The sequence below is a fragment of the Bordetella genomosp. 5 genome, assembly GCF_002261475.1.
Lineage (GTDB): Bacteria > Pseudomonadota > Gammaproteobacteria > Burkholderiales > Burkholderiaceae_B > Bordetella.
In genome coordinates, this window is sequence record NZ_NEVN01000005.1 from 112577 (window position 1) to 126228 (window position 13652).

At 68.4% G+C, this 13652-nt stretch carries 10 protein-coding genes; 6 read left to right on the plus strand and 4 right to left on the minus strand.

What is annotated here, in order from left to right:
• Nucleotides 1-12: 12 nt before the first annotated feature.
• Both CEK29_RS10615 and glgA read right to left on the minus strand, forming a co-directional pair.
• On the minus strand, nucleotides 13-3180 hold the full coding sequence (locus CEK29_RS10615) for an alpha-1,4-glucan--maltose-1-phosphate maltosyltransferase (RefSeq protein WP_094858057.1): 3168 nt from the start codon (nucleotides 3178-3180) through the stop codon (nucleotides 13-15).
• Nucleotides 3181-3189: 9 nt separating this feature from the next.
• The gene (glgA, locus tag CEK29_RS10620; RefSeq protein WP_094799592.1) at nucleotides 3190-4758 is read right to left on the minus strand and encodes a glycogen synthase GlgA; all 1569 of its coding nucleotides are present in this window, start codon (nucleotides 4756-4758) and stop codon (nucleotides 3190-3192) included.
• Between the two features lie 167 nt (nucleotides 4759-4925).
• Between glgA and CEK29_RS10625 the strand changes: the two genes are divergently transcribed.
• Nucleotides 4926-5291, plus strand: a complete 366-nt coding sequence (locus CEK29_RS10625; RefSeq protein ID WP_094799593.1) for a hypothetical protein — start codon at nucleotides 4926-4928, stop codon at nucleotides 5289-5291.
• Between the two features lie 420 nt (nucleotides 5292-5711).
• On the opposite strand, the gene CEK29_RS10630 is transcribed toward CEK29_RS10625, so the two are convergent.
• Nucleotides 5712-7211 carry an RNA polymerase factor sigma-54 gene (locus CEK29_RS10630; RefSeq protein ID WP_094799722.1) on the minus strand — a complete coding sequence of 500 codons (1500 nt, stop codon included), beginning with the start codon at nucleotides 7209-7211 and terminating at the stop codon, nucleotides 5712-5714.
• A gap of 313 nt (nucleotides 7212-7524) precedes the next feature.
• Nucleotides 7525-8436: a sigma-54 interaction domain-containing protein gene (locus tag CEK29_RS10635; protein WP_249279008.1), complete on the minus strand. Its 912-nt coding sequence runs from the start codon at nucleotides 8434-8436 to the stop codon at nucleotides 7525-7527.
• Between the two features lie 384 nt (nucleotides 8437-8820).
• On the opposite strand from CEK29_RS10635, the gene CEK29_RS10640 reads away from it, so the two are divergent.
• The 5 genes from CEK29_RS10640 (at nucleotide 8821) to CEK29_RS10660 (ending at nucleotide 13578) form a co-directional block, all read left to right on the plus strand.
• On the plus strand, nucleotides 8821-10206 hold the full coding sequence (locus CEK29_RS10640; protein ID WP_094799724.1) for a sigma-54-dependent transcriptional regulator: 1386 nt from the start codon (nucleotides 8821-8823) through the stop codon (nucleotides 10204-10206).
• A gap of 201 nt (nucleotides 10207-10407) precedes the next feature.
• The gene (locus tag CEK29_RS10645) at nucleotides 10408-12186 is read left to right on the plus strand and encodes a thiamine pyrophosphate-requiring protein (RefSeq protein ID WP_094799725.1); all 1779 of its coding nucleotides are present in this window, start codon (nucleotides 10408-10410) and stop codon (nucleotides 12184-12186) included.
• A 33-nt stretch (nucleotides 12187-12219) separates the two neighbouring features.
• Complete coding sequence (locus CEK29_RS10650) at nucleotides 12220-12420, plus strand: hypothetical protein (protein ID WP_094799726.1); 201 nt, start codon at nucleotides 12220-12222, stop codon at nucleotides 12418-12420.
• 44 nt (nucleotides 12421-12464) lie between these two features.
• Nucleotides 12465-13112, plus strand: a complete 648-nt coding sequence (locus tag CEK29_RS10655) for a hypothetical protein (protein ID WP_255176128.1) — start codon at nucleotides 12465-12467, stop codon at nucleotides 13110-13112.
• Between the two features lie 124 nt (nucleotides 13113-13236).
• On the plus strand, nucleotides 13237-13578 hold the full coding sequence (locus tag CEK29_RS10660; RefSeq protein ID WP_094799727.1) for a DUF883 family protein: 342 nt from the start codon (nucleotides 13237-13239) through the stop codon (nucleotides 13576-13578).
• The last annotated feature ends 74 nt before the right edge of the window (nucleotides 13579-13652 follow it).

The window sequence follows — 13652 nt, forward strand, 5'->3', positions numbered from 1 at the left end:
CTGCTGCCTTCGTTAGTCCTGCGCCGAGAGGCGCCAGATGCCGTAGGGTTGGGTGGGGTCCAGCCGCAGGGTGACCCGCGGTCCGGTCCAGCGCTGCCGCGCGTCCTCGATCTGATCGTGCGCCGCCAGCGAGCCGTGCTCGGGCAGCCCGAACAGATCCAGCGGCAGCGCGATGCTGGCCTGCTGGGCCTGTGACGGATCGAGGTTGATGGCGACGAGCACCACGTTGCCGCGCCGGGGCGTGTGCCGGCAGAACGCCAGCACCTGCCCGTTGTCGCAGGGCAGCGAGACGTAGCCGGTGTGGCTCTGCAATGCGGCGTTGGCACGGCGGATTTCATTCAACCGCGTGATCTCGCGGCGGATGTGACCGGGCGCATCCCAATCGCGCCAGCGCAGCTCGTATTTCTCGGAGTCGAGATACTCTTCCTTGCCGGGCAGGGGCGCGCTCTCGCAGATCTCGAAGCCGCTGTACATGCCCCACAGCCCCGACCCCGTGCAGGCCAGCGCCGCGCGGATCAGGAATCCGGGACGACCCGAGGTCTGCAGGAAGTAGGGATTGATGTCCGGCGTGTTCACGAAGAAGTGCGGCCGGAAGTACTGCGCGGCAGGGGTATTGGAGAGCTCGTCGAAATACGCGTCGAGTTCGGTGCGGTGGTTGCGCCAGGTGAAGTAGGTATAGGACTGCGTGAATCCGACCTTGGCCAGGCGGCGCATCATCTTGGGCCGCGTGAACGCTTCCGACAGAAAGATCGCGTCGGGCGCCTGTGCGTGCACTTCGGCGATCAGCCACTCCCAGAACGGCAGCGGCTTGGTATGCGGGTTGTCGACACGGAAGGTCCGCACGCCTTGCTCGACCCAGAACAGCACCACGTCGCGCAGCGCGCGCCACAGCGCCATGCGGCGCGCCTGGCGGGCACCGCCATAGAAGTTCACGTTGACGATGTCTTCGTACTTCTTGGGCGGATTCTCGGCGTGGCGCATCGAGCCATCGGCACGCCAGGAGAACCAGTCGGGGTGGTCGCGCAGCCAGGGATGATCGGGCGAGCACTGAATCGCGAAATCCAGCGCGAGCTCCAGATCGTGCGCGGCCGCGGCCTTGACCAGCGCGAGGAAATCCTCGAGGGTGCCGAGCGCGGGTTCGATGGCATCGTGTCCGCCGGCCTCGCTGCCGATGGCATACGGACTGCCGACATCGTCGGGACCGGCGCGCAGGCTGTTGTTGCGGCCTTTGCGGTTGCGCGTGCCGATGGGGTGAATGGGCGGGAAGTACAACACGTCGAAGCCCATGGCCCGCACGGCCGGCAGGCGCGCGATCACGTCGCGCAAGGTGCCGTGCTGGCCCGGCTCGCTGCCCTGCGAACGCGGGAACAGCTCGTACCAGTTGGCGTGCCGCGCCGCGGCGCGATCCACCCACAGCGGCCACGGCCCGGCGCTCGCCGGAAACGCGCGCGTCTGCACCGCGGCCATGGCCTCGCTCAGCTCGGCGCTCAGCAAGGCATCGATGCCCGCCGCGTCCAGCCACTGGTCGCTCTGCGCCATCGCATCGCGCGGCTGGGCCGGCATGGCGGCGAAACGCGTCAGCGTTGCCTTCAACACCGGATACTCGGCGGCCTCGGGCCGCGTCGCCGCGGCGCGCAGCAGCGCGAGTCCTTCGATCACTTCGAGCGCGACCGGCACGCCGGCGCGATGCTTGGCGGACAGCTCATGCGTATACGTGCCCCAGCCGTCGCGCCAGGCCTGCACGACGAACTCGTGGGCGCCGATGCGTTCCGGACGGAATACGGCGCGCCAGCGATCGTTCGTGCCAGCCACCAGCGGCACGCGTTGCCACTGCGCGTCGTCCACGGCGCGCCAGAGCACTTCGGCGGCCAGCACGTCATGGCCGTCCATGAAGATGTCGGCTTCCACCGCCACGGCATCATGCACCACGCACTTGGCCGCGTAGCGCCCGTTCTCGACGGAAGGGGTGACGGTCTCGATGACAATCCGCGGCGCGTCCGACGTGGCCCGGGGCGCGCCCGGCACGGGGGTGCCGACGGGGGGCAGGGGATCGAGCCGGAGCCTGACGCAGTCGCCGGGCGCGACCGCTTCTTCGCGCCAGCTTTTTTGAGACGTGCCGACGCGGCCGATGCGGCCCGGCGAGACGATGCCCGTCAGCAGATCCAGGTCGGGCAGCGCGGGCGCGTCGTCGCGCGGGTTGATTGCCAACAGGTCGAGACCGCGCGAGAGCAGCGTGGCGCGGCCGTCGACACCGACGGCCAGGCGCAGCGGCGCGCGCGAATGGGGCTCGCTGGCCCACTGGTTCACTTCTTTCAGCAAGGTGGCGGGCGCCGTGGCCGATTGGGGGTAGATCCAGGCGTCGCCGGCATATGCGGCCGTCCACAGCGCGCGGCGCCAGCGCGCGTCGCCCGTGTCCGGCGTCGCGCCGCCTGCGTGCGGGGGCACGGCCGGCAGGTAGGCGATGGGCGCCAGCGCGCTCAGGCGCGCATGTTCCTCGGCGAGCCAGTCGGTGCGGTAGTTCCACCATGGCAGCGAGCCGTGCACCAGATCGAATCCCGCGCCGTGCAGGCGGTCGAGCTGGCCCGGCGTCAGGCCGGCGCCCTGCGCCTGCAGCACCACCGTCGGGCGCTTCTCGCGCAAGGCGGTGAAAAGTTGCCGCCAGTCGTCGGCCGCGACGCGTTCGGGGCGCTGAAAGCGCAGGCCGTCGACGCCGGCGTCCAGCCACGCCGCAAGGCGGTCGCGCCAGTCCGTCATCGCGGCGTCCGTCATGCGGGCACCGGCCAACAGCGCCACGTCGCGGGCCTCGCCGGGCAGGCGGGGATCGCGCGCGCTCTGCTCACCCGACTGCACATAGGCCTCGGGAAGCGCCTTCGCATACGGGCCGCGCAGGCTGGCGCGCGTGAGGTCCAGATCGAGCCAGAGCGCCAGCTTCTGCGCGCGGCATGCCTCGACCCACTTGCCTATCGTGGCGGCGGTGCTGCCGCCGTCCGGCATGCGATCGGGGTCCAGCCACGCGCCGTTGAGCGCATCGCGGCTGCCGGGTGCGGCAATCAGAATCGCGTTGAAGCCCAGGGCGCGCCACTCGCCGAGCAGTCGCTCGTCAAGGAAGGGACCGTCGGCCAATACAACGCGCCAGGAGCCGGCGGGCTCCTGGCGGGGACGTTGAGCAGGGCGCGCCATCGCGCCTCCTTACAGCGCGGCAGGCGCGGGGGGCGGCGTGCCAGGTTGGGCGGGACGCTGCACGGTGTACGGCCAGGCCGACACGCGGCGAGCGCGTTGAGGTTGGGCCGACGCGCCCGTGGTGCTGGTCAGGCTGTCGAACAATTGCAGGTAGGGCTGCACGGCGCTGTCCCAGCCGAAATCGGCGGTCATGGCGTTGCGTTGCATGGCCTGCCAGATCGGTTCCTGGCGGCGCAGGTGCAGCGCGCGGCCGATGGCCGACAGCATGTCTTCGTCGCCTTCGCCGTCGAACAGCAGGCCGTTGGCCGTGCGCATCGCGGCGATCGGCGCGCGGGGACCCGGATCATGGATGGTGTCGGCCATGCCGCCCACGCGCGAACCGATCGGCAGCGTGCCGTAGCGCATCGCGTACAGCGGCGTGAGGCCGAAGGGCTCGAAACGGCTGCCATGCAGCAGGATGTCGGCGCCGGCGTGCAGGTGGTGGGCCGTGGCCTCGTCGTAGCCGATGCGCACCGCGCAACGGTCGGGCCAGGCGCGGGCCATGTCACGCATCGCCTCTTCGAGATGGCGTTCGCCCTGGCCCAGAATGAAGACTTGCACGTCGTCGTGAGCCTGCAGAATGCGCGGCAGGACGCGGGCCGCCACATCGGCCATCTTCTGGCCGGTGAGACGGCTACCCATCGCGATCAGCGTGGCGTCGGGCTTGACCGGCAGACCCAGCTCCTGTTGCAGCGCGGCCTTGCAATGCGCCTTGTTGCGGGCATCGCGCGCGCTGTAGCGATAGACGCCGAGGTGGCGGTCGTTGGCCGGATTCCACAGCGTGTCGTCGATACCGTTGGCGATCGGCACCAGATCGGCCACGCGCTGGCGCAGCAGGCCCTCGAGACCGCAGCCGAAAGCGGGGGTCAGGATCTCACGGGAGTAGGTGTGGCTCACGGTGGTGATCACATCGGCGTAGCGCAGGCCCGCCTTCATGAAATTGAGCTTGCCCCAGGCCTCGATGCCCTGTTCGCCCAGCATGTCGGCGGGGATCGCGAGCACATTGGCCAGTTCCGTCGGGAACTGCCCCTGGAACGCCAGGTTGTGGATCGTGAGCACGCTTTTGGTGGTGCAGCCGCGGGCGCGCATCAGCGCCGGGACCAGCGCCGCGTGCCAGTCGTGCGCATGGACGACGTCGGGGCGCGGCACGCCGGGCTGACCCTGGGCAATGCGGGCGGCGGCGTGCGCCAGCGCGGCGAAACGCAGCGCGTTATCGGGGTAGTCGCCTTTTTCGTCGGCGTAGAGGCCCGAGCGATCGTAGAGGTCATCATTCTCGAGCAGCAGCACGTTGAAGCCGCCTTGCGAGCACGAGCCGCCGATCAGGCGGGCCGGGCCACCGGGCAGGCCACGCAGTTCGGCCACTTCGCGCACACGCGAAAGCTGGTCACGTGTGCCGCGATAGGCGGGCATCAGGACGGTAACGTGCGCTCCGCCCGCATCGAGGGCGCGCGCCATACCGGTCACCGCATCCCCCAGTCCGCCGCTCTTGGCCAACGGGTAAGCCTCGGACGCCACAATGAGAATTCTGCTGGTTGCCATGCTTGCTCCTGTGTGGGCGGGGCAGGTCTGCGATATGCGACCCGTCTTCCCCTGGCAATACGCCATGTAGCAAGGGCCGTGCCCGGGACGCGGCAGTGCAGCAAAAATGCCCGCGGGCACGCGCCTTGCGACGGGATGGGCTCAGTTCAACCACCAGGAGTCACCCCATGAAAGCCAGAGCCCCGCTGTGCGCCCTCGTCCTGATGGGTGCGGTACTTTCGCCGCTCGGCGCCGCCCAGGCGCAGAACAGCTACCCGGCCACGCCGTCGGTGTCGCCCAATGACGGCACCGCCACGCCGCCGAACCGTCCGGTGCCGGAAGGCCAGACGCCGGCCGCCCCCGTTCCGGGTACGCCGCAAGGCACGAACCCGCCCAACCTGGACAAGTCGAAGTCCATGGACGGCAATGCCCGCGAAACGCGCAAGAACGATCTGCCCAACGCCCCGCGCGAAGCGAACGACAACGTTCCGCGTACGCCGAGCCAGGGTGCCGCGCCTCCCCCGGGATACCCCAACACCGGCGGCTCGCGCTGATCTTCTGACATCGGTAAAAAAGTTGCCCGCGCAACCTTTTGGTTGCGCGGGCAATTTTCTTTTGGGGCCTGCGCCGCCGTTGGCCGAGCCGTGGGCTCAAGGCCGGCAGGGCCCACGTGGCCGCCGCGGTCGGGCAAGAGAACTGCCCCCACGCTGCGCCTTCGGCTTGCTGCCCCCAAGGGGGCGTTTTTGTCTTGGGACGGCCCGGCGACAAAAAAGGCCCCCACGCTGCGCCTTCGGCTTGCTGCCCCCCCGAGGGGGCGCTTTTTGTCTTGGGGCGGCCCGGCGACAAAAAAGGCCCCCACTCTGCGCCTTCGGCTTGCTGCCCCCCGAGGGGGCGCTTTTTGTCTTGGGGCGGCCCGGCGACAAAAAAAGCGCCCGGCGCGAGGCCGGGCGGCAAGGGGGGTGACACCGGAGATTCTAGTGACGGCGCAGCTCGGCGGGCGCGAGGCGCATCTGGCCGCGATACTTCGTGACCGTGCGACGGGCCACCACGATACCGTTGGCCGCGAGGCGCTCGGTCAGCGTGACATCGGACAGCGGTTCGGCGGGGTCCTCGGCGTCGATCAGTTCGCGGATCAGGGCGCGGACGGCCGCCGACGAGCACGAGCCGCCCGACTCGGTCGCGAGTTCGCGCGAGAAGAAGTGGCGAAATTCGAACACGCCGCGCGGCGTGACCATGTATTTGTTGGCGGTGGCGCGCGACACGGTCGACTCATGCATGTCGAGGTCGTCGGCAACCTCGCGCAGCATCAGCGGCCGCAGCGCGACTTCGCCGTATTCGAAGAAGCGTTGCTGGCGTTTCACGATCGCTTCGGCCACACGCTGGATGGTGGTGTAGCGTTGCTCGACGTTGCGCACCAGCCAGCGCGCTTCCTGCAGCTCCTGCGCCATCGGGCTGCGGTTGTCCACGCGGGCCCGGCGGAACAGATCGGCGTAGGTCTGGTAGAGACGGGCGCGCGGCATCGCATGGCGGTTCGGGACGACGCGCCAGCGCGACTGGTACTTGCTCACGAACACGTCCGGCACGACATACGCCGGCGCCTGGTTGTCGTAGCGGCGGCCGGGCTTGGGGTCCAGGCCGCGGATCAGCGCGCAGGCGGTCTGCAGGGCTTCGGCGTCACAACCGATCAGCTTCTGCAGGCCGTTCATGTCATTGCGGCCGAGGCGCTCGAGATGGTGTTCCACGATGGTCTGTGCCAGCGCCTGACCCGGCTCGGTGCGGCCCTGCAGTTGCAGCAGCAGGCATTCGCGCAGGTCGCGGGCGGCCAGGCCGGGGATGTCCATGCTCTGCACGAGCTTGAGCGCCGCCAGCCATTCGCCCTCGTCGGGCTCGGGCTCGAAGCCCGCATCGCCCGCGAGCTCGCACAGCGGCGTGCGCAGATAGCCGTCGGAATCGAGGGCATCGATGATGAAGGCGGCGAGCGCGCGGTCGCGCTCGTTCAGGGTGTAGGTGCCGAGCTCGCGCAGCAGGCGATCGCACAGCGACGGGCTGTGCGCCACCCAGTGGGCCAGGTCGTTGCCCTGTGCACCGCTGCCGTGGCTAGTCGGGTAGTCGCCCGAGTATTCACCGGGAAACTCGCTTGCATACTCGGGCGCGTAATCGGCCTCGGAGGCGCCGGCGGTCTCGCTGGCACCGCCTTCGGCGCCGTCACCCGCCTCGGGGGCGGAGGGCGCCGTGTCGTTCATGGAGTCGGGGGCACCGCTGGCGGCGCCCACGGCGACGGGCATCCCGGCTACCAAGGGGTCTGCCGGCATGTCATCGCTCGTATCCTCAAGAAAGGGATTGGTCGCCAACGCATGCTGGACGGCAGTGGTGAACTCCAATGCCGACATCTGCAACAGCTTTACCGACTGCTGCAGGCGGGGGGCCAGCGTGGTCTGCTGGCGCAAACGCAATTCCTGGGCGGCGTAACTCACTTATATCTCCTGGGGGTGATGCACCGGTAAGCGCCGGCGGGTACTCGGAGATATAGATGCAAGATCCATGCCATCCTAGGGTAATCCCTGAGTTGGCGGGGGCGTTCCCAGGGGAAAACGGGCAGGGCGGGGGAAGGGTGGCCGGATGGGATGCGCCACCCTTACCGGCTGGCGGTAAGAATTGCGCATGTGGCGTGCCTGGGTCGCATAGCCCGGGGCGCGATCGAAGAATCGCGACGCCTGTTACTTTCTTCTACGGCGGGGATGTAACAGCAAGGCACGGTCCCGGTTGCCGGAACCGCGCCCCATACGCTCACTCGTCGGCCGGAATGTCGTAGGCCGCGAGCCGGTTGTAGAGCGTTTTGACACTGATGCCGAGCGCCTGCGCGGCGCGCTGCTTGTCGTCGTCGCATTGCGCGAGCGTGGCGAGGATCAGCCGGCGCTGGGCGTCGGCCAGATTGGTGCCCACGGCGATGTCGAGCTGGTCTTCGTCGCCGGCGCCCGCCGCCATCGGGCGCGGCTTGGGCGCGAGGGCGTCCCCGATTTCGTTGTCGGCCATGATGTAGGCACGTTGCACGATGTTCTTGAGCTCGCGCACATTGCCGGGCCAGTCATAGCGCTGCAGCGCCTCGATCATGGCGGGCGCGAAGCGCTTGTCGCTGCGGTTGCTCTTGTTCAGATCATCGAGCATGCGCTGCGCCAGCACCGGGATGTCTTCGAGGCGCTCACGCAGGGGCGGCACCCGCAGCGGCACGACCAGCAGCCGGTGCAGGAAGTCTTCGCGCAGACGGCCCTGCGCCACGGCCTCGAGCGGGTCGCGGTTGCTCGCACAGATCAGCCGCACGTTGGCACGCAGCAGGTCGGTGCCGCCGACGCGCTGATAGGTGCCGGTCTCGAGGACGCGCAGGAAGTGCACCTGCATGTCGGTCGACATTTCGGTGACTTCGTCGAGGAACAGGGTGCCGCCGCTGGCGTGTTCGAAATAGCCGGCGTTCTGGGCCAGCGCGCCCGTGAAACTGCCTTTTTCGTGACCGAACAGGACGGCGTGCGCCAGGCTGCGGCTGATGGCGCCGCAGTTGACAGCCACGAAGGGCCGGTCGGCGCGCGGGCTGCCGGCATGAATGGCGCGCGCAACCAGCTCTTTACCGGCGCCGCTCTCGCCCACGATGAACACCGACGCATCGGTGGCCGCGGCGCGGTCGATCTGGCGGGTGAGCTGACGCATGACATCGCTGATACCCAGTATGTCCAGGTCGGGCGCTTTCCGGCTGGAGGATGGGGGCGTGGTGCTGCGGGCGGGCATGCATATACCTCTGCAATGACAGAACGCACATGATAGCGGCAGGTCACGCCCGCAGGGGGGGAAATGCGACGAGATGCAAATACCCGTATCATCCGGCGCGCGTCCGTATCGAATGTTTACGTATCCAACCCCTGGTGGTCGCATTTCTTCTAATGTCCACGCTATGCTCAAGGGTGCGGGTTCGGAAGCGATGATCGTGCGGGGCACAAAAGGCCCCAGCGCGCTTTCGAACGGGGAATGGCGCTACCGCGCCGACACCGCGTAGCGGTCACGACACTACACATATAAGCCAGAAGGAAAGCTTTCATGCCACACCTGCTCGTCGTCGATGATGATGATGCTATCCGCGAGACCCTGGCCGAGATCGGCCGCGAGAGCGGCTTCACGGTCGCCATGGCGGGTTCCGTGCGCGATGCGGTGCTGCAATGGGAACGCAAACTGCCTGACCTGGTGCTGGCGGACGTGCGCCTGCCGGAAGGCAACGGCATGGATATCTTCCGCCGCGTCCCGATCGGCAATGCCGAAGTGGTGGTGATCACCGGTCATGGCAGCATGGACAGCGCCGTCGAGGCCCTGCGTCTGGGCGCGACGGACTACCTGGTCAAGCCGATCAGCATGGAACGCCTGCAGCAGATCATGGACCGCGTGGCCGGCACGGCCGATAGCACGCCGTCGGATCAGCCGTTTTCCGAGGATGGCCGTTTCGGTCAGATGCTGGGCCGCTCGGAAGTCATGCAGCGTGTCTACGAACAATTGGCGCGGGTCGCGCCCACCGATGTCTCGACGCTGCTGATCGGCGAGAGCGGCACCGGCAAGGAGCTGGCGGCCCATGCGATTCACGATCTCAGCCCGCGGCGCCAGCGTCCGTTCGTGGCGGTGAACTGTGGTGCGATTTCGCCCAACCTGATCGAGAGCGAGCTGTTCGGCCACGAGAAGGGCAGCTTCACCGGCGCCGACCGCCAGCACAAGGGCTACTTCGAACGCGCGGACGGCGGCACGCTGTTTCTCGATGAAGTGACCGAGATGCCGCTCGATCTGCAGGTCAAGCTGCTGCGCGTGCTCGAGACCGGCCATTTCATGCGGGTCGGTACCAATCGCGAGATCGCCTGCGATGTCCGCATCGTGGCGGCGACCAATCGCAGCCCCGATCAGGCCGTGGCGCAGGGTCGCCTGCGCGAAGATCTGTATTACCGCCTGAGCGTCTTCCCGCTCGAGCTGCCCGCGCTGCGTGATCGTGGCGACGACATCCTGTTTCTGTGCGAGCGCTTCCTCGAGGCGCAGAACAAGGACAACGGCACGCAGAAGCGTTTCACCGACGCCGCGCGCGCGGCGATCATGGCGCATGGCTGGCCGGGCAACGTCCGCGAACTCAAGAACTTCGTGCGTCGCGCCTACATCCTTGCCGAGACCGACGACATCACGGACGAGTCGCTGCTGCCGCAGACCTCGCCCAAGACCAGCCGGGCCGACGATGCCTCGCGCGTCAGCGTGAAGGTGGGCGCCACGCTGGCCGAAGCCGATCGCCGTTTGATCCTTGCGACGCTGGCGCGTTGCGGGGGCGTGAAGAAGCAGACCGCGGCGATCCTGGGCATCAGTGCCAAGACGCTGTACAACCGCCTCGAAGAGTACGAACGCGACGGCTACCTGATCCCGGTGGACAAGGACGCCGCGGGCGCGCACGAGGCCTCCTGAGGCGTTCTGCGTGTCCCTCACAGCCGGCGCCGGCATTGCCCGCGCCGGCCGTCTGTCGTCCGCGCAAAGGAGATGATGCCTTCCGTGATGCCGACGGAATGAGGCGGGCCGCCGGGCTCGCTCGCCCTTGCGCGGAAAGGGCAGGAACAGCGGTTGCTGCAAGCGTGAGCTTTCCATCGTGTCAGCCCATGGGAGCGCCGCATGCAGACAGTCTCCGACTTCGTCCTCACCCGCTTGTCCGAATGGGGGATCCGCCGTGTGTTCGGCTATCCCGGCGACGGTATCAATGGTCTGATCGGCGCCTTCGGCCGCACCGAAGCGCCGCTCGAGTTCGTGCAGGCGCGGCACGAAGAGGGCGCGGCCTTCATGGCGTGCGCGCATGCCAAATTTACCGGTCAGGTCGGTGTGTGTCTCGCGACCTCGGGCCCCGGCGCCATTCATCTGCTCAACGGTCTTTACGACGCCAAGCTCGATCACCAGCCCGTGGTCGCGCTGGTGGGTCAGCAGGCGCGTAGCGCGCTGGGCGGCGACTTCCAGCAGGAAGTCGATCTGGTGAGCCTGTTCAAGGACGTGGCCCACGATTTCGTGCAGGTCGCGGCCAGCGCGGAGCAGGCGCGTCATCTGGTCGACCGCGCGCTGCGTATCGCGCTGGAACGCCGCGCGGTGACCTGCGTGATCTTCCCCAACGATGTTCAGGATCTGCCGGCGGTGGCCGAGCCGCCGCGCGCGCACGGCATGCTGCATACCGGTATCGGCATCACCTCGCATGCCTCGGTGCCGAGCGAGGCGGCGCTGCGCAACGCCGCCGATATTCTGAATCGCGGTGAGCGCGTGGCGATGCTGGTCGGGGCCGGCGCGCTCGAGGCCGGCGCCGAAGTACGTGCCGTGGCCGAACGCCTGGGCGCCGGCGTCGCGAAGGCGCTGCTCGGCAAGGCCGTGCTGCCGGACAATCTGCCCTACGTGACGGGTGCGATCGGCCAGCTCGGCACCCAGCCCAGTTGGCAGATGATGAACGAGTGCGACACGCTGCTGATGGTGGGCACGTCGTTCCCATACTCGGAGTTTCTGCCGGAGCCGGGCCGTGCCCGGGCCGTGCAGATCGATCGCGACGGCCGCAAGATCTCGCTGCGCTATCCGGTCGAGCTCGGCCTGGTGGGCGAGGCGCGCGGCACTTTGCAGGCCTTGCTGCCCCTACTCGACGCCGAGATGCCGCCCGCGCGCAAGCGCTGGACGGAGCAGGTGGCGCGCATGAACGAACGTTGGCAGAAGACCGTCACGGCGCGGGCGATGGACGAAGGCAAGCGCATGAATCCGCAACGGCCTTTTCTGGAGCTCTCCCGGCAGCTGCCGGAGCGCACGATCGTCACCTGCGACTCGGGGTCCGCGGCCAATTGGTATGCGCGCGACATCTCGCTGCGCGAGGGCATGATGGGCTCGGTCTCGGGTGGCCTGGCGACCATGGGCTGCGCCGTGCCTTATGCCGTGGCCGCCAAGCTCGCGCACCCCGACCGACCGGTGGTCGCGCTGGTGGGCGACGGTGCGATGCAGATGCTCGGCATCAATGAACTCATCACCATTGCGCACCGCTGGCGCGATTGGGCCGACCCCCGCATGGTGATTCTGGTCCTCAATAACGGCGATCTGAATCTCGTGACCTGGGAGCAGCGCGTGATGGGCGGCGACCCGCGCTTTCACGACTCGCAGTGGCTGCCGGAGTTCCAGTACGCGGAGTACGCGCGGATGCTGGGTCTGGAAGGCATCCGCATCGAAAAGGGCGACGAGTGCGCGGCCGCGTTCGAGCGTGCCTTCGCCGCCGACAAGCCCGTGCTGATCGAAGCGGTCACCGATCCCGAGATGCCGCCCATCCCGCCGCATGTGCCGTTCAAACAGATCAAGGCCTATCTGCAGGCCTTGCGCAAGGAAGATGCGAGCGGCCGTGACGCGTTGCGCGCGACCCTCTCCCAATGGTGGGCGGGCTGACGCGCCGCCCCGGACAAGCACCAGGAGCCAATCATGAGCAAACCGAAATCTCAGCCGGACGAGCGCGCGGACAAACCGGCCGGCGGCAAGCCGACGGAGGCCGACAAGGAAAGGGGCGAGGGCGAGGCGGATCGCAACAAGCCGCAGGACAACTATCCGCCGGACAGCCTGCGCAATCCTTTGCCAGGCCTGGATCCGCAGCAGACACCGGGATCCGACCGGAACGATTTGTAAGGCGTGCCGACCGCACGTCATCACCCAGGCAGGAGCCGTCGACGATGCAAGTGATGAAACTGGAGGCCGAGATGCGCGGCCGTACGCAACTCTCGGATCGTATGCCGCCGCGTAACACCGGCTGCGCGCAGGGCCCGCACGTGGCGCGGCGCGCAGCCGTGCGCGCACGCGTTGCGGCAGACCTCGGCGCGAGCGGCGCGAACGCGGTGCCCGCCCCGGCGTTTCCCGCCCGTGGCGACGTCGGTGCGGCCGCGCAGGCGGTCACGCTGGTCATGCCGATGATCGAGCGCGCGCTGCCCGACGAGACCGTGGGCGGCGGCGACGGCCTGCACATCGTCGTGCTGGATCCGCAGGCCGATCCGCGGCGCGATCCGTTCGAGCGCGCCGTGCTTTACGAACTGAGCGTGGGCGACGTGGCCGGATCGGACGGCCGCTATGCGGACGAGGCGCGGTCGCGCGCGCAGCTGAGCTATCAGACCGGACTGTCAGGCCGCGATGCCGCGACGCTGGCGCCCTATCTGCTGCCCGAAGGGCGGGTGGATGCGTGGGGCAGCGTGGTGGTCGATGGCCTCGTGGTGGCCGTGTGCGGCGCCAATCCCTGGTACGACGACGCGTTCGCGGGCGCCATCGCCCACGCGTTTCAGGCGGTGCGCATCACGCGCGGCGATCCGCCGGGAGCGGCGGCCATGTGAGCCGCGGCGCGGCCCTGCGAGGCGGCGGGCTGGCGGGTGCGCCGGCCCGGGCACGCGACTTGCTAAATCATCCTCTCGGGGTGCGCCGCAGGGCGCACCATGCTTCATTTTTTAAGGAGAGGTCATGACGAAACGCTACGAACGCGATATCGCCGGAGCCAAGAATCAGGTCAAGCAAAGTCTCAGCGAGCTGATCTCCGGCACCGAAGCGCTGCTGCGCAGCACGGCGACTTACGGCGGTGCCGAGATCGAATCCGCGCGCGACCGTCTCAAGCATCAGCTGGAATCCGCCCGTGAGCACGCCGGGCCCTGGGAACGTGCCGCTGTCGACCGCGCTCGCCGCTGGTCGCACGCCACCGATGGCTACGTCCACGATAACGCCTGGAAGACCATCGGCGTGGCCGCCGTGATCGGCGCGGTCATCGGCGCATGCCTGATGTCGTCGTCCGACAGCTGGCGCCGCTAAACCTCCCTGCGCGCGTCCACGGGCGCACGCGCCGGCAGGTACAACCCCACCGTGTGAAGCGGTGGGGTTTTTCT

What these genes read in the sequence shown, in the direction of transcription:
- CEK29_RS10615 (WP_094858057.1), bottom strand. Translation starts at nt 3,180, where the DNA reads ATGGCGCGCCCTGCTCAACGTCCCCGCCAGGAGCCCGCCGGCTCCTGG.
- glgA (WP_094799592.1), bottom strand. Translation starts at nt 4,758, where the DNA reads ATGGCAACCAGCAGAATTCTCATTGTGGCGTCCGAGGCTTACCCGTTG.
- CEK29_RS10625 (WP_094799593.1), top strand. Translation starts at nt 4,926, where the DNA reads ATGAAAGCCAGAGCCCCGCTGTGCGCCCTCGTCCTGATGGGTGCGGTA.
- CEK29_RS10635 (WP_249279008.1), bottom strand. Translation starts at nt 8,436, where the DNA reads ATGCGTCAGCTCACCCGCCAGATCGACCGCGCCGCGGCCACCGATGCG.
- CEK29_RS10640 (WP_094799724.1), top strand. Translation starts at nt 8,821, where the DNA reads ATGCCACACCTGCTCGTCGTCGATGATGATGATGCTATCCGCGAGACC.
- CEK29_RS10645 (WP_094799725.1), top strand. Translation starts at nt 10,408, where the DNA reads ATGCAGACAGTCTCCGACTTCGTCCTCACCCGCTTGTCCGAATGGGGG.
- CEK29_RS10650 (WP_094799726.1), top strand. Translation starts at nt 12,220, where the DNA reads ATGAGCAAACCGAAATCTCAGCCGGACGAGCGCGCGGACAAACCGGCC.
- CEK29_RS10655 (WP_255176128.1), top strand. Translation starts at nt 12,465, where the DNA reads ATGCAAGTGATGAAACTGGAGGCCGAGATGCGCGGCCGTACGCAACTC.
- CEK29_RS10660 (WP_094799727.1), top strand. Translation starts at nt 13,237, where the DNA reads ATGACGAAACGCTACGAACGCGATATCGCCGGAGCCAAGAATCAGGTC.